We start from the raw sequence: 16,342 nt of genomic DNA on the forward strand, positions 1-16,342 counted from the left end.
GATTCCACCGATGTTGGTACGCGGCCGAGCGACTGGTAGGAGTGAACGACTGCTGTACCTTGGAAGCTGCCCATCGGGTGATGTATCACCCAAATGTCCCGTGTGGGTCGGGAGTACGCCCTGCCGACTGGCCGCTTCAAGCAGCGGAATTCCACTGACCGCTTTCCAGCGATAAGTTCGAAGAGCGGACTGACGCGGCCCGTTAAGGTTTATTCGATGCCTGCCATCGGCCGCAGGAATGTGAATGCCTCCGCGCGTGCCGGCAGGCGTCGAATAAACCCGATGGAGGAAACCGCGGAGTGGTCCGATAGGGTCGGTACTCGCCGCTATGGGGATTGATAAGTGAGGATGCTCAGCGATGTCGGGGGCAGCGCGACCAGGTAGGATGCTGGCTGGCCGGCCGCTGACAGTGTAGCGAAGCGGTGTTGTCGTGCAATCATGATGGTGAAGCAGACGCGGAAGGCGCTTTGTGAAGCGCCAGGCGCAAACGTCCGCTCGTGGGCCGCGTTGCCGCAAAGCCGACGGTCGGTTCAGATATCGGGGCACCGTTGTGCTCATGTCTGACCCCGGCACACCGGCGGTGCGCGGATCGGGGCGCTGCGCGCGAGGATGTCGATGACGATCATCGGTGCACCGCAGTGCCGGCAGATGAAGACGGGGCGGGTTTCGATGACCACGTCGTCCGGTGACGGGCTGATCCGGGGTGCGACGTGGAGCAGATCGCGCACCTTCGCGAGACTGGCGCGACGCACCGGGTTGGCGAGCAGCCCGTAGTGACGGATCCGATGGAAACCACCGGGCAGCACATGGAGCAGAAAGCGGCGCATGAATTCGCCGGCCTCCAGCGTCATGGTCTTGTAGCGGGTGCGTCCCTTCGCCCGGTAGTCCTTCCAGCGGAACGTCACCCCGCGCTCATCGAAGGCGATCAGGCGCTGGTTGGAGATGGCGACGCGGTGCGTGTAGCGTGAGAGGTACTCGAGCACCGCCTTCGGTCCGGCGAACGGGCGCTTGGCGTAGACCACCCATTCGCAGCTACGTAGCGGCGCAAGCCACCGGGCAAAGGTGGCGCGGTCAGCGAGCCCGGTGTACTCGCCGAAGAACTGCAGCTGGCCATGCCGGTGGGCCGCTTCGAGTGCTTCGAGGAAGCGCCGGCGGAACAGGCGTGACAGGACGCGCACCGGCAGGAAGAATCCCGGCCGGCAGGCGATCCAGCGCTCACCGTCAGGCGACAGCCCGCCACCGGGGACGATGCCGTGCACATGCGGGTGATGCGTGAGCGCCGAGCCCCAGGTGTGCAGTACGAGCGTGGCGCCGATCTGGGCGCCGAGATGCCCGGGATCCCCGGCGATCGTGCGCAGCGTGTCAGCGGCGATGTCGAACAGCAGGCCGTAGATGATCCGTTTGTTGTACCAGGCGATCGCACTGATGGACGCGGGCAGCGTGAAGACGACGTGGAAGTATTCGACGGGCAGCAGATCGACCTGGCGTGCCTCCAGCCAGCGATGTGCGGCGCTGGCCTGGCACTTTGGGCAATGGCGGTCCCGGCACGAGTTGAAGGACACCTCTGTGCTTGCGCAGCCTGAACAGCGCAGCACATGTCCGCCCAGTGCCGCCGTGCGGCACCGTTCGATGGCCGACATGACCTTCAGCTGCCCCAGGCTCAGATGTGTCGTGGCTCGCCACGCTGGCCCGTGGCTGCGGAAGATATCCGCAACCTCCAGCATGAGGCGCTACAGCGCGCAGCTTACCCGGCAGGCAGGCGGTCCAGCGGACTCGTGACCTCGTGCAGCAGGTCGGTGGCCACCTGGACGTAGAGCGCGGTGTTCTCGAGCTTCGCGTGGCCGAGCAGCACCTGGATCACGCGGATGTCCACCTTCTGTTCGAGCAGGTGTGTCGCAAAACTGTGCCTCAAGGTATGCATGGATACGCGCTTGTCGATGTTCGCAGCCTCGGCGGCGGCATGAATGGCACGGTTCAACTGTCGCGTGCTTAACTGGTCGAGCGGATCGAGCCCGGGAAACAGCCACCCACCATCGGGCATCTTGCCCTGCGCACGGGCCACGCGCCACCACACACGCAGACGCTCGAGCAGCACCGGCGAGAGCATGGCGTAGCGGTCACGACGGCCCTTGCCCTGCTCGATACGCAGTGTCATGCGTTCGCTGTCGACGTCGGCGACCTTCAGCGCGACCACTTCGCTGGCGCGTAGCCCCGCGCCGTACGCGACCGACAGCGCGCTCTGGTGCTTCAGGTTGCCGGCGGCCTCGATAAGCCGCCGCACTTCGTCGGGACTGAGCACGACGGGCAATACGCGGGGCACGCGCACGGGTCGCATCCTGACCATCAGCTCGGGCCGGTCGAGCGTCACCGTAAAGAAGAACTTCAGTCCGGTGATCGAGTGATTCAGCGACACGGCCGATGTGCCGTGGTCGACCAGATAGAGCTGGTAGCGCCGCAGGTCCTCGACGGTGGCCGTGTCAGGTGAGCGCCCGAGAAACCGGGTGAACTCACGCACGATGTGCAGATAGATGTCTTGCGTCTTGGGGGCAAGCTGGCGCATGCGCATGTCGTCGATCATGCGCTGGCGCAATGGGCTGACGTTTGCTGGTAAGGAGGTCATGATTCGGCTCCTGCTGAAGAACGAGGCGGATTGCCTCATTCGCCAACATAAAGCCGCGTGACCGGCCTCTCCCTCACCTCCAGCGTCAGACCGTAGCCCCTACCGCGCGAGCGGTTTAGAAGTTGTTGCGAAATTAGCTAAACAGTGGCTTGAGACGTGTCCAGCAAATTAAGGCACAAGCCAGAGACAGGAAGGCTTCATGGATGTGGGCATAACGTTCGTAGCGAATCTTCAGGCGTCGAAACGAGTGAAGCCATGCAATCGAACGCTCGACGGGCCAGCGCGTTTTGCCGAGACCACTTCCATGGACCGAGCCAATTTTTGCGAGCAACGGCGTGATGCCGCGCGCTCTCAAACGTTGCCGATGGGGTTCGGAACTGTAGCCCCGGTCACCCTGAACGATTTGTGGTTTATGCAGGGGGCGCCCGCGCTTGCCTCTGATATATGGAATTGCCTCGACGAGTGCATCGAGTTGGGTGATGTCATGTCGATTCGCTGCGCTCAGGATGACCGCGAGCGGGATGCCTTGCGCGTCGACGATGAGGTGGTGTTTGCTGCCGAGCTTGCGCCGGTCCGTGGGATTCGGGCCGGTTTTTTTCCCGCCAGCATGGCGCGAATCGATGAACTGTCCACGAGCGCTCGCGACAAATCGATTTCGCCGCGACGGCGTAGTTCGGCCAGCAGCGTTTCGTGGATGCGTTGCCAGACACCTGCTTCCTGCCATGCGACAAGCCGTCGCCAGCAGGCTGTGCCTGAGCCGCATCCCATCTCCTGCGGCAGGAGATTCCACGCGATGCCTGAGCGCAGTACGAACACGATGCCCGTCAGTACAGCACGGTCGGGTGTTGGCTTGCGCCCCGCATATTGCCGATTGCGAGGTGCTCGCGCAGGCAGAAGTGGTTCGATGAGTGACCACAGTTCGTCGTCTATGAGTTCTTTAGGCATTGCTTCCTGTCAGGCAAAACAAGACAGAAAGTTAACACCAAGTCAGAAAAGTTAACAGGCCTAAAACTTAATTTCGCAACAGTTTCTTAGTCCTCCGGCCACTTCCAGCCTTCGGGTGACGTCAGCGGACAGAGTCGTTCGGACGACGCTTTTTAGTCGGCCCTGAACAATTCGTTTCTCGCGCCACCGGCGTCAGACCATCACGTCGGCGGCAACCTGGCGGTTGATCAGAACGGCGAGAACGAAGACGCAAAGAAGCCGCAGCTTCCTCAGGATCATCCGCAGGTTGTGGCCGGCGCCGCACAGCACCGCGTGCATCGCATCGCCGAGCGCGCCTTTGAGCCAGTTCCGATCAAGTTTTCCGTCTGCCTTCATGTGGCCGATGGCTGGTTCGATTGCGCTGCGCCGCCTGATCATCGCGCGTAGTGTGCGTGTGATGCCGCGTCGCAAACCCGGGTGGTAGATTTTCACGCCGTCGACGGCGACACCCTTGTAGCCGCGATCCACGATTGCCACCTCGGGCTTCGTGTCACTCAGGATTGCTGCCTGTTCCAGCGCTTCAGCCAGTGTGTGCCCGTCGTACGGATTGCCCGGCATCGAGCGCATGCCGATCACCAGCCCTTCCTTGTGTGTCGTCGTGATGGAAACTTTCACGCCGAACTCGTAAGGAGTGCGTGCCTTGCCCTTGGCCAGACACTCGACTTCCGGCGCGTGCAACGCATAGAGCTTGTTCTTGTCCTTCGGCTTTTGCGACAGGATGCGTTTCGTGCGCGCAATCAGCTCCAGCAGTGCCGCTCGGCCGCCTTCGGCCACCTGGCCGGCCTGCCGCTCTACGTCGCGCATGACCCGCCCGACCCGGGAGCGCAGCGTGCGCAACGACTTTCTCATCCTCTTGAACTGTTTCGCATGAGCGTAGCGGCCAATCTGCAATGCAAGCCGTGGTGCTTCCCGGTTGTAGTTCTGCCTGAGCTTCAGTCCGTGCCGCGCTGCGGCTTTGACCAGATGTTCGCGACACCGCTCAAGCAATCGTGAGTCGGTTGGATGGGCAATCGCTTTCTCCATAACTGTGGTGTCAACGATCACGCGCTTCACGCTCGACGCCTTGATCACGCCGGCACGCCTGGCCGCTTCGATCGTCTCGGCCAGCAACTCCTCAACGCCGGCTTCGCCCAGGCGCTTCCTCCAGCGAGTCAGGCTCGATGGGTCGATCGGCGGCTCGGTCTGCAAATAGGTTTCGCCAGTGAACACCTGCCAATAAGGGTTCTCCACCCATTGCCAGATCACCTCTTCGTCGGACAGGTCGAACGCGTGCTGCAGATACAGCAGCCCGGCAACCAGGCGCGGCGACGTTGCCGGTCGCCCCTTGTGCGACACGAAGCTCTCGCTCATCGATGCGTCCAGCCGCTCCCAGTTGATCAGATCAGTCAGGCGCACCAGCGGATGCTTAAGGTTGATCTGTTCTCGCAGCGGTTGCCGGAAGAAGTCTTGTTCCGGCACAGGCGTCTTCGGACCCATCTGCACCTCGCCAGGATTTGCAGGATTCACGCACCAATATGCCAGGTCTCTGCAATTCCCACAACACCATTTCGGCTCCAAAGCCATGCCGCATAAGGCTCACCGGATTGTTCAGGTTCGACTTTTTAGGCGTTAAACAACAGTCCTGTCATCGATCGGGACCGTCAACGATGGCGAAGCCGCCCCCGTTTTTCCTCCCGTTCAGCTGTTCCAACTTCGGAGTGGCTTCAGTCATGAGCGCTGGCGACGCGAGCCATACGATTTCTCAGCTAACGCCATTACGCATTGGTTCGACAATTTCGACAATTGGCTCTACTCATAGAAAAATTAACGATCTAAGCTGCGATACCGCTTCCGACCAAACGATCAAATCGCTCCTTGTCAGACGCCACCAGTGCTTCTAAGTCGGAATCCTCTCTGGCCAAATCTCGCCTAGAAGGATCTTTCGAGACAGCCTTCTCGAGATATTCAAATCCCTTCTCATACTCACCCAAAAGTGTGTAATAGCATGCAATATTAAGTGTGGCGCGCTCGTGCTCGGAATCGATTTCTTCGACTTTCTTCGCGTAATCGATCGCCTCCGTGAAGTTATCCTGCCGCTTAGCCACCCATCCCAGCGTCGTATACACGTTTGCTTTGAGAAGGGATTTGCTCGGTAGACCTGGTCGAAATTTTCCAGTGTAAGCCAATGACATAATTCCAATCATGTCGTCATCTGCATCATCGATATACGTTAGGGCACTTTGGAGCGATTTCTTTGTGAATTTCAGTAACGCCGCGAACTCAAGCTGTTCGCCGGGCGTAGCGCTTCCAGCCTTTATCTTTCGTTTCAGTTGGTCAATTTGATTTGATCGGGATCTGGCTGCATTAATAAAAAATGCCACTAACGTCGCATTGTTGATTTTCTTGGTCGCCTCGTTCATCTTTTCTTTAGCGTCATCTATTGTCTTTTTTATCTCAGTATCATATTTTTCCACCATCAAGTCGAGTCGCTGCTTAAACATCTCGTCCATATGCTTCGCCTGTTCACTGACAGATTTATATCCCGCGGCCCCCGCTACGGTGGCGAGTGCTGCAAAGACGATAACGATCCACTTCGCGACGTCTAGATTATTCTGCGCTGACAAAATGGCGATCTTCGCAGTGTCGTCCACTTCCTTAGCAAACGCTAAGTACGAAGAATTTTCGTCAGCTTTGAGAATCGCGGTAGGCATTGCCTGCGAGACGTTGGCGCCTGCAACTGTTGTCGATGCCACGGGTGGTGGTGCGGCGACTTCCGCTTCGAGATGAACAACCGGGCAGAGGAGAAGGACGAAGGAGAACACTATTCTCACGATCATTTCAATCTCCTTTCCGATCTTCGGCCGGAAGAAATGGCGATAAGCAGCGCGCCGACGTTTCGAACAAGCGAATCTTTCAAGTCTAATCGACTACGTTGCCGATGAGAAATGCTCGTGAGGCGTGTGCTTCACGTTTGTTTCTTTTTGCTAGTGGAGCTTAGGCACTGAAACACAGAAAGAGAAGGCGTAAACCGCTTGGGGGAGCCGCCGCTGCATGCGCATCCGTGACACACGTCGTAATGGCGTCCCCGACCGATATGTTCGCAGTTGACACGATATGCGGCGAAAAAATGGTTTCTGAATAGGGGTTCAGCCTTGCCCAAGGTTTACGGCTGTGCAGGTCATCGCGGGGCGGCGATGTCAAACTTCGTCGTGTAGGGGGAGACGCTCGTCGTCGGCAGCGGTGATGGCCGATCTGCTGTTCCCCAGAACCCGGCTTGGATGACCGGCCCGATCCGTTAGCTGCCTTTGGAAAGGGCCCAACGCGACCGTCGGCAGTGGGTCGACAGCACGCGTTCGCGGATGCGAGAGTCGCCGCTCCGGATCCGGCTTCGGCGAACGGCCGGTTAGCAGCGTGCAGCCGCCCGATGAGGGGCGGTAGCTGAGCGTCGGCAATGGCCGATCAATTGTCCTTGAGCGGCGTTACCGAGCGTCTGCTCCGCCTCTGATACCCGCCTGCACCTAAGCAGGAACCGGCAGGGTGGACCGCACCGCCGAGGCGGCGTATTTGACCGCAGCATTCGTTATCGCGCAGGCACTGGCTGCCGGTTGCGTCCTCGCAGAACGCAGCGAGACCAACGCGAACGCCCTGGAGACGAAAGATTCTCCGCACGGAGGTTCGTCGCTACCGCTTACCTACGCGGGCGGCGATGCCGACCGGTCACGCTACGCTGCAATCTGCGAGTCGGATCGCAGACCTTGCGGTTCGTCAAGTCTCGACGTGTTTTAACGTCTCCGGTATCGGGCGGGTCGGGCAATTGCGGTCAGTGTTGCAGCGTGTAAAGCGTGGCGAGCTCGACGCTGTACTCGTCCGTCGCGGACGATGCAAAGGCTTGCGCATCAAGGTCGTCAACGATCAACCGGACTTCTTCGAACACACTTCATGAACCAAGGGGCATTGCTATGAGCGATCCAAGCAGCTCCGGATGTCGGCCTCCAGAATCCACTGCAGCGCGATTGCTGCTGGCCAGTGGGATAAAGCACTGTTCTATCGCGTCGACCGTGGAGCGGGCGGCTCTGAACCCATAAGAGTTCGGATCCGCCATGGTTTCTGCAACAGGTTCGAGTGCAAGCAGATGAAGCGCCTGTTGCGCTCTGTCGACCAAGCAGGGAATTCCAAGAGGTCTCAGCCGTTTCCCGTCGGCTTTCGGGATATATATTCGTCTCAGCGGCAGAGGGCGGTAGCCCCGCCGCTTTAGAGACTTCACTGCCTGGAGGCGGGACCTCGGCGTAGACCATGTGAGGCCGTCCACGCCGGGAGTCCGTCTACCCTGATTCTCAGTCACCCGTCTGAGGGCGAGTGCCTTGCCGCTGAACGAGTGGGTCAGCAACCACTGCAAAGCTTCACCTTGCCGTACTTGCCGTCCTGTGTCGCCTTCACGATGCGAGCCGGCAGCCTTCGAATCTCACGATAGCATCGGGCCCAATCGACATCGTTCCAATGCATTGCGCGATCGGAGGACGCACCGGTGCCGGCTTGCTGCACTGTCATTTGCTTCTCCTCCTTTGAAAGTTCGTCAGACTCTTTCGTGACGAAAGACCATGCGGAAGTCTGCCCGCTTTCGCGTAGGATGATGTTGCCTTGCGGCGCAATCCCTATCCATCCGATTACAGGACGGCGTTCGCTTTCTCCGCACTCCTGTTCCCGCACCTCCAACAGCTTTCCTCACGGTCGGCTTGCCCGACTGGGCAGAGATACGGGGTTTCCGTGTTCCGCATCGTTCGCAGGAATGGTTTAGGCTCTGCTTCTCCACCGGTAGCACCATGTCCGCGCTGTCCCACCTTATAAAGGGCAGACCTGCTACGTTCCCGTTTTGGGCGGGGCCTATCAGTGTCTTTGGCCCGTCTAAGTTAACGATGTTTATCAGCAGTTCAAATACTTTAGCCATGCCATCCAGTCTAGCGCCCCCTCCGCATTGCCACTCGCAGGGGCACCGTCGTCTCACGACCACGGCTTAGCTTGCGCCGGGCTACATTGTCTCGGTGGCTTCACACGGCGCCGTTACCAGCCCCGCATGCACCAATAGACTACGGGCGACGGAACGCCCGGTTTCCTCCCGCCAGACATCGACGGTAAAACAACGAACGAAGCGACCTCACGTCGCACATAAGAAAACTTATCTTCATAGACGTCACTTGCCCAACGGCTTCCGATGCAATGCTTTCCAGAAAACGCTCGACGTCGAACGCGGTCAAAGAGCGCTGCGTAACTCTCGCTCGCAATCGAGATTGAACGTAGTTAAAACGACTTCCCAAGTAGCTTCGCTCGCAGTCGCGTGGCTCGGCTTTCTTTAATCTGCTTCTGCATATACGACGCATCAGCTTCGCGACAGGATGAAGGAGAAGTATCAGCGCGCCCGAATCTGCCCAGATAGGGTGCGCTGATAGCAGGGTTACAGCCAATGAACTTGTCGGTTTGCGTCCGGGCGACCCTATTTGTGAACAGGAACGTGGCGAACGTTGTCTCGCGATCAGGTCGACGACGCAAATCGAGGCCTTGCATCTGGACCAAGTCGTCCGACCAGGTCCTGCCCGTGCCGAACGATTTTGTCTACGAATTTCTAACTCGGGACACGAGCGGATGTCTGCAAAAGGAGCGGGCATCTTACCCGTCCTATCTTAAGCAGATTGTCAACGACGGTCGGTCGTCGAGAGAGATGGCGGCTGGGCCTGCGTTTATCTCCCGCATTGGACCTAAAATCAGCGCTAATACACGATTCACTACCAGCCTTCCAGCCGCAACGTAGCGCGTACGAGCCGTTGTCCTTCATGTTCAATTTCGCGCAAATTTGCGCAGACGCTTTCAATATGCTCGGCCGCCGCCTTGCGTGCCTGCTCGGGCAGTTTGCCGGTGACGGCGTTATAGAGCCGCGCATGCTGACGATCAATTACGCGCTTTTGCGGCTCACGGTGATACAGATTGTTGACCGACGCAAACACCGAACTCAGCAGGAGATCGGTCAGCGAACTCAGCGTATGCGCTAGCACCGGGTTATGTGAAGCCTCGCAAATTGCGAGGTGAAATGCGTGATCGAGCCGCGCGTGAGTCGACGCGCTTGTTTCCTCGCCGTGCGCCGAGACCATCTCCTCGTAGCGGCGCGTGATCAGCACGAAGTCAGCGGGTGTGCCGCGCAGCGCCGCGAGCCGCGCGGATTCCGCTTCCAGCAGCCCACGCACTTCAAGCAGATCGTAGAGCGTGCGCGGCTGCGAGCCGAGCAGATGCATCAGCGGCGTGAGCGCGGGTTGCGCGGTCAGGCTTGCGACGAACGAGCCCCTGCCATGCGAGGTCTCGATGATGCCGCGCGCGCGCAACAGCTTAAGCCCTTCGCGCAGCGCCGTGCGCGATACGCCGAGCTTGTCGGTGAGGCGCCGCTCGGACGGCAACGCTTGCCCGGTTTTCAGTACGCCGTCGACGATCAGCCGCTCGATTCGCTCGGCGACCACGTCGGCAACCTGCCTGGGGTTGTCCGGATCCGTTATCTGCATCGCTTATTCCAACCGGTGTGACCAGTTGAAAATACTATCACGCGGCGCATTGGGATTTTTAACACAAGCGATACAGGCAACCATTATTGCCGAAATAGGTTGGACGCCATCTCATCAAAAACTGGTATGACCACTTGAGATGGCCATCGACATTCACAGACCCAACGGCAACAATTCCCCCGGAGACACGCTCCTGGCCTGTTCGCACGGTGTATTTCCACCGGCTTACGGGTCAGGCGCGACGCCAGGAGACTTCCCATGAGCTATCACTACGACGAGAGCGTCGACGGCCCGCTCGCGACGCACGACAAAGCCACTGTCGTCGCGCAGTTGCGGGCATTGATCCCCGAGTTGCAACTGCTGCACGAGCAGGAAGATTTGCGGCCATTCGAATGCGATGGCCTTGCTGCTTATCGTGCGACGCCGATGCTGGTCGCTTTGCCCGACAAGGTCGAACAAGTCGAGGCACTGCTGGCATACGCGAACGCGTCAAGGATTCCGGTAGTCGCGCGGGGCGCCGGCACCGGTTTGTCAGGCGGCGCGCTGCCGCTCGACAAAGGCATCCTGCTGGTGATGGCGCGCTTCAACCGGATTCTCGACGTCGATCCCGAAGCCTGTACCGCCCGCGTGCAACCCGGCGTGCGTAACGTCGCAATCTCGCAGGCTGCAGCGCCTCACGGCCTGTACTACGCGCCGGACCCGTCGTCGCAGATCGCTTGCTCGATTGGCGGCAACATTGCGGAGAACGCGGGCGGCGTGCACTGCCTGAAGTACGGACTGACGGTCAACAATATCCTCAAGCTGGAAATCCTCACCATCGACGGCGAGCGCATCACGCTCGGCTCGGATGCGCTCGACGCCCCCGGCTTCGACTATCTCGCGCTGTTCACCGGCTCGGAAGGCATGCTCGGCATCGTTACCGAAGTCACCGTTAAGCTGCTCGGCAAACCGCCGAGCGCGAAGGTACTGCTCGCCAGTTTCGACGACGTCGAGAGGGCCGGCGCGGCGGTCGCGAGAATCATCGGTGCGGGCGTGATTCCGGGCGGCCTGGAGATGATGGACAACCTCGCGATTCGCGCGGCGGAAGATTTCATCCACGCAGGCTATCCGGTCGATGCCGCGGCGATCCTGCTGTGTGAAATCGACGGCGTCGAAAGCGACGTACAGGAAGACGTTAAATGTGTCGAAGCGCTGCTGCGCGACGCGGGCGCGACCGAGATCCGGGTCGCCCGAGACGAAGCCGAACGCCAGCGTTTCTGGGCCGGCCGCAAGAATGCGTTCCCGGCAGTGGGCCGCATCTCGCCCGACTACTACTGCATGGACGGTACCATTCCGCGCCGCGAATTGCCGCGCGTGCTCAAGGGTATCGAAGCGTTGTCGAACGAATACGGACTGAAAGTCGCCAACGTGTTTCACGCTGGCGACGGCAACATGCACCCGCTGATCCTGTTCGATGCGAATGCAACCGGCGAGACCGAACGCGCCGAAGCTCTTGGTGCCCGCATTCTCGAACTGTGCGTGGCGGTGGGCGGCAGCATCACCGGCGAACACGGCGTGGGCCGCGAAAAGATCAACCAGATGTGCGCGCAATTCAACAGCGACGAATTGAGCTTCTTTCACGCACTGAAAGCTGCGTTCGATCCGGCCGGACTGCTCAATCCCGGCAAGAACGTGCCGACCCTGCACCGCTGCGCCGAATTCGGTTCGATGCATGTTCACCATGGCGCGTTGCCTTTTCCCGAACTGGAGCGTTTCTGATGCGCGTCGAACCTGTCTCGATGGACGATAGCGAACGGCTCGTCGCCGAAGTCTCGCAAGCGCTTGCGAGCGGAACGCCACTCGCGATTCGCGGCGGCAATAGCAAGGCGTTCCTCGGCCGTCCCGCACAAGGCGCGTCGCTCGACACGCGCTCTCATCGCGGCGTGGTCAGTTACGACCCGACCGAACTGGTGATTACCGCGCGCGCCGGCACGCCGCTCACCGAGCTGAACGCGACTCTCGACGCCGCCGAACAGATGCTGCCGTGCGAGCCGCCGGCCTTCGGCGCGGCCGCCACGATCGGCGGCATGGTGGCCACGGGTCTCGCCGGACCACGCCGGCCGTGGGCCGGCTCGGTGCGCGACTTCGTGCTCGGCTGCCGCGTGATCACGGGCCAGGCGAAGCATCTGCGCTTCGGCGGCGAGGTGATGAAGAACGTGGCCGGCTATGACGTGTCGCGTTTGCTGGCGGGCAGCTTCGGCTGCCTCGGCTTGATCACGGAAGTGTCGCTGAAGGTGCTGCCCAAACCGCGTGCACTTGCAAGCGTCGCGCTTGAACTCGACGCGGCTGAAGCAATGCGCGAACTTTCGGCGTGGCGCCGCGCGGTGCTGCCGGTGAGCGCCGCGTGTCACGTCGACGGCCGCCTGCATGTGCGGCTCGAAGGCGGCATGGGATCGGTTGCGTCGGCGCTGGATCGCATCGTCGGCACCGAACTCGACCCGCGCTTCTGGGACGACCTGCGCGAGCACCGGCTGGCATTTTTCGACGACACGCGCCCGCTGTGGCGTCTGTCGTTGCCGAACGCTTCGCCGTTGTTCGACTTGCCGGGCGACACGCTGCTCGACTGGGCCGGCGCGCAACGCTGGCTGAAAAGCGATGCGCCGGCCGCGACGATCCGCCAGATCGCGCATGCCGCGGGGGGACATGCGACCTGCTTCACGCCGCATGCGGACACCGAGCCGTTCACGCCGCTGCCGCCCGCGTTGCTGCGCTTTCATCGGCAACTGAAGCAGCAACTTGATCCGCGCGGTCTCTTCAATCCCGGCCGCCTGTACGCCGGGCTCTGAATTTTGAAGGCGATCCATTGAAGGGAACATCAGCATGCAAACCAATCTCAGCGACGCCGCCAGGACCTTGTCGCGCGCGGACGAAGCCGAACAGATACTGCGCTCATGCGTGCACTGCGGCTTCTGCAACGCGACCTGCCCGACTTATCAACTGCTTGGCAACGAACTCGACGGCCCGCGTGGGCGCATCTATCTGATCAAGCAGATGCTCGAAGGCGAGGCGGTCACGCAGAAGACCCAATTGCACCTCGACCGCTGTCTCACCTGCCGCAACTGTGAAACCACCTGTCCGTCCGGTGTCAACTATCACGCGCTGCTCGACATCGGCCGCGCGGAACTGGAGCGGCGGGTTCCGCGGCCTGCGGCCGAACGGATGCTGCGCGAGGGTTTGCGCCGCGCGATCCCGCATCCGGCGGTGTTCGATGCGCTGCTGAAAGCCGGGCGTGCACTGCGGCCGATTCTTCCCGCTGCGCTTGGCCGGAAGATCCCCAGGCGTGGCGCTTCACCGAAAGCCCGGCCGGCGCCGAGGCATCCGCGCACGATGCTGATGCTCGAGGGCTGCGTGCAACCCGCGCTCTCACCGAACACCAACGCGGCCGCCGCGCGCGTCCTCGACCGGCTCGGCATCAGCATCGTCGATGCAGAGCGGGCCGGCTGCTGCGGCGCGACGGACTATCACCTGAATGCGCAGGAAGCAGGCTTGGTGCGCGCACGGCGCAATATCGACGCGTGGTGGCCCGCCATCGAGGCCGGCGCTGAAGCGATCGTGCAAACGGCGAGCGGTTGCGGTGCGTTCGTCAAGGAGTATGGGCATCTGTTGCGCGGCGACCCGCGCTATGCGTCGAAAGCGCAGCGTGTCAGCGAACTGGCGCGGGATCTCGTCGAGGTATTGGCTGGCGAGCCGCTCGATCGGTTGCAGGCGAATTCGCCGGTGAATCTGCCAACGAGCCTTCCGGCGACGTTGCCCGAGAGTTTGCCTGGACAGGCGCAACGGCGAATCGCGTTTCACTGCCCATGTACGTTGCAGCATGCGCAAAAACTGGGCGGCGCGGTTGAGTCGATCCTGCAACGGCTCGGCTTCGATCTGACTGCTGTGCCCGATGCTCACCTGTGCTGTGGGTCGGCGGGCACGTATTCGATCACTCAGCCCGAGCTGGCGGAAAGATTGCGCAACAACCGGCTTGATGCACTGGAAAGCGGCAAGCCGGAACTGATCGTTACGGCCAACATTGGCTGCCAGACGCATCTGGACAGTGCCGGGCGCACGCCGGTGCGTCATTGGATCGAACTTCTGGACACATCCCTTCCATAACAGAGACTGGAGATTCATTATGCTGAGCAAACCGGCTCTGGTGCAAATAGCGCGGGCGCGAATCGGTTAAGGTGTCGGGCTGAACAAATCGAGAACCGACGATGAGCAAGCTGAAGAGCCTGGATGAACTGTTCGCAGGCCGTCACTTTGACCGCGAGGTGATCATTCTGTGTGTTCGCGGGTATCTGCGCTACAAGCTTAGCCTGCGCGATCTGGTCGAGATGATGGCCGAACGGGGCCTGTCGCTGGCGCACACGACGATCCTGCGCTGGGTGCAGCGATTTGGGCCGGAGTTCGTCAAACGGTGGAACCGCTTTGGCAGGCCCACCGGCCAGACGTGGCGTGTCGACGAGACTTACCTCAAGCTGCGCGGTAAGTGGGTCTATCTTTATCGGGCAGTGGATCGGGTGGGGCAGACGGTAGACTTCATGCTCAGCGCCAGGCGCGACGTGAAGGCGGCAAAAGCCTTTTTCAGGAAGGCAATCAAGCATCAAGGCCAGCCACCGAAGACCATCACGCTCGATGGTTACGCGGCATCGCACCGCGCCGTGCGCGAGATGAAGGCCGATGGCTTGCTGCCTGAGGACACGAAGGTCCGATCCTCGAAATATCTCAATAATCTGGTCTAGCAAGACCACCGCAACATCAAGTCCCGGACGAAAGTCATGCTCGGCTTCAAACGTTTCAGGAACGCAACGATCACTCTCTCAGGTATTGAGTTGGTACATCGTATTCGCAAAGGCCAATTCAGCCTTGCGAAGCTCGGCCTCAAAGATACCGCTGCGCCCGCAGTCTGGAAGGGCGTCCTGTCTGCTTGATTAGGTATTGCTTATATAATAAAAATCTAGTCAAGACGGCCTATTTGCATCAGAGCCTTCTCGAACTACCTGCAGCGATAGTGCCAGATGCCATCTGTCGTACTCGCAGCGGCGGAAAGCCGACAACTCGCAAGAACGCTCGTCTCATTCGTTCGGGATGAGCGAATCCGACCGCGTACGCAATGGCGTCAATGGGCTTCGAACTTTGTTCGACCTGACGTCGTGCCTCTTCTACTCGCAGTCTCTCAACAAGCTTTGCTGGAGTGTCGCTCGTTTCTGCCCTGAAGGCACGCCCAAAGTGGCGAGGACTCAAATGCGCAACCGCCGCGAGCTCGACTGTGGAAAGGGTATTGTCAAGATGTTCTCGTATATAGGTAAGGACATCCTGAATTCGTTTCGAGTCGGAATGGACATCTGCAACGTTTGAAAATTGCGATTGGTTACCCAAGCGCCGATGAGACACGATGAGCATTTGAGCCGTAGACTGCGACACGCTCGCGCCTTCGTCTGCTTCGACCATGGCGAGCGCCATGTCAATCCCTGTGGTGATTCCAGCTGATGTCCAAATCTGTCCATCCTCCGTAAAAATTCGATCTCCAGTGACTTTCACCTTCGGAAACTGTCGTTGCAACTGCGCGGCATATTTCCAATGTGTGGTGGCCTTACGACCGTCGAGGATCCCGGCTGCGGCCAGTACGAACGCGCCGGTACACACGCTTCCAATGCGCCGAATTCCCGTTGACGATGCGTCACGGATGAAATCCGTTACTGCTTGGGGTGGAAAGTTGCTTGTGCTTGCCGAAAGCGCTCCGCCCATTACGAGAAGGGTGTCGTAGCGATATCTTTGAATCTTTTTAGTAGAGACTTCGAGTCCCGACGAGCCGCGTATCAGCCCCCCGTCGATCGAAACGATATGACACCGGTAGCTTTGTTTGTTGGAAAGCCTGCTGGCTTCGTCAAACACTGCAAGCGGACCCGCAAGGTCCTGCATCTGGAATCCCGAGTAAACGAAGAATGCGATGTTGCGCGACCCCGCGTTCGAGCTTATTGCGTCGAAGGACGTACTCTTTGCAATAGCAGGCGAGGCGCTGCTCATCGAGTTGGTTGATGTCATTTAACAATACTCCTCTCATAGGAAAAGGATGCATCAAAACGACGTGGGAAAAAAGGACGCAGATGCCTCAAAAGCAGCCTTTAGCTGAATCGACGTAGAATTTGGTTGATGACGAAATACGAGGGAAGTTCGTCCTATGCTCACAAGA

11 protein-coding genes and 3 pseudogenes are annotated in these 16,342 nt (G+C 59.9%); 6 read left to right on the plus strand and 8 right to left on the minus strand.

Annotated elements, in window-relative coordinates; genetic code table 11:
- Nucleotides 1–554: 554 nt before the first annotated feature.
- From B0G81_RS39455 to B0G81_RS39475, 5 genes are all read right to left on the minus strand, one after another.
- Nucleotides 555–1,724, minus strand: coding sequence for an IS91 family transposase (locus B0G81_RS39455; protein WP_134143601.1), 1,170 nt, complete (start codon nt 1,722–1,724; stop codon nt 555–557).
- Nucleotides 1,725–1,744: 20 nt separating this feature from the next.
- A complete protein-coding gene (locus B0G81_RS39460; protein ID WP_134143599.1) occupies nt 1,745–2,620 on the minus strand; it encodes a site-specific integrase in 876 nt (291 codons plus the stop codon).
- 133 nt (nt 2,621–2,753) lie between these two features.
- Nucleotides 2,754–3,565 (minus strand): IS5 family transposase gene (locus B0G81_RS39465; RefSeq protein WP_134143646.1). Its coding sequence is split into 2 segments (ribosomal slippage): nt 2,754–3,226 and nt 3,226–3,565, totalling 813 coding nucleotides; the frame shifts between segments, so codons are not numbered across the junction.
- A gap of 192 nt (nt 3,566–3,757) precedes the next feature.
- Nucleotides 3,758–5,080, minus strand: a complete 1,323-nt coding sequence (locus tag B0G81_RS39470; protein WP_134143857.1) for an IS5 family transposase — start codon at nt 5,078–5,080, stop codon at nt 3,758–3,760.
- A gap of 335 nt (nt 5,081–5,415) precedes the next feature.
- Nucleotides 5,416–6,420 (minus strand): hypothetical protein, encoded by a 1,005-nt coding sequence (locus tag B0G81_RS39475; protein ID WP_134143650.1) that lies wholly within the window; start codon nt 6,418–6,420, stop codon nt 5,416–5,418.
- 700 nt (nt 6,421–7,120) lie between these two features.
- Here B0G81_RS39475 and B0G81_RS39480 point away from each other — a divergent pair.
- The gene (locus B0G81_RS39480) at nt 7,121–7,369 is read left to right on the plus strand and encodes a hypothetical protein (protein ID WP_208328632.1); all 249 of its coding nucleotides are present in this window, start codon (nt 7,121–7,123) and stop codon (nt 7,367–7,369) included.
- Nucleotides 7,370–7,549: 180 nt separating this feature from the next.
- On the opposite strand, the pseudogene B0G81_RS39485 reads toward B0G81_RS39480, so the two are convergent.
- Nucleotides 7,550–8,131, minus strand: a pseudogene (locus tag B0G81_RS39485) (reverse transcriptase N-terminal domain-containing protein); the annotation flags it as partial.
- 861 nt (nt 8,132–8,992) lie between these two features.
- Here B0G81_RS39485 and B0G81_RS45075 point away from each other — a divergent pair.
- Nucleotides 8,993–9,104: pseudogene (locus B0G81_RS45075) on the plus strand (carbonic anhydrase); the annotation flags it as partial.
- Between the two features lie 256 nt (nt 9,105–9,360).
- On the opposite strand, the gene glcC reads toward B0G81_RS45075, so the two are convergent.
- Nucleotides 9,361–10,125 carry a transcriptional regulator GlcC gene (gene glcC / locus B0G81_RS39500; protein ID WP_134143655.1) on the minus strand — a complete coding sequence of 255 codons (765 nt, stop codon included), beginning with the start codon at nt 10,123–10,125 and terminating at the stop codon, nt 9,361–9,363.
- Between the two features lie 258 nt (nt 10,126–10,383).
- On the opposite strand from glcC, the gene glcD reads away from it, so the two are divergent.
- The 4 genes and pseudogenes from glcD (at nt 10,384) to B0G81_RS39520 (ending at nt 15,080) form a co-directional block, all read left to right on the plus strand.
- Nucleotides 10,384–11,883, plus strand: coding sequence for a glycolate oxidase subunit GlcD (glcD, locus tag B0G81_RS39505; protein WP_134143659.1), 1,500 nt, complete (start codon nt 10,384–10,386; stop codon nt 11,881–11,883).
- Nucleotides 11,883–12,950 carry a glycolate oxidase subunit GlcE gene (gene glcE, locus B0G81_RS39510; protein WP_134143662.1) on the plus strand — a complete coding sequence of 356 codons (1,068 nt, stop codon included), beginning with the start codon at nt 11,883–11,885 and terminating at the stop codon, nt 12,948–12,950. The genes glcD and glcE overlap by 1 nt, the downstream gene beginning before the upstream one ends.
- Nucleotides 12,951–12,984: 34 nt before the next feature.
- Nucleotides 12,985–14,262: a glycolate oxidase subunit GlcF gene (glcF, locus tag B0G81_RS39515; RefSeq protein WP_134143665.1), complete on the plus strand. Its 1,278-nt coding sequence runs from the start codon at nt 12,985–12,987 to the stop codon at nt 14,260–14,262.
- A gap of 101 nt (nt 14,263–14,363) precedes the next feature.
- Nucleotides 14,364–15,080 (plus strand): annotated as a pseudogene (locus B0G81_RS39520) (IS6 family transposase).
- 49 nt (nt 15,081–15,129) lie between these two features.
- Here B0G81_RS39520 and B0G81_RS39525 read toward each other — a convergent pair.
- Nucleotides 15,130–16,194, minus strand: coding sequence for a GlxA family transcriptional regulator (locus tag B0G81_RS39525; protein WP_243856849.1), 1,065 nt, complete (start codon nt 16,192–16,194; stop codon nt 15,130–15,132).
- Between the last annotated feature and the right edge of the window lie 148 nt (nt 16,195–16,342).

The organism is Paraburkholderia sp. BL6665CI2N2, from assembly GCF_004366535.1.
GTDB lineage: Bacteria > Pseudomonadota > Gammaproteobacteria > Burkholderiales > Burkholderiaceae > Paraburkholderia.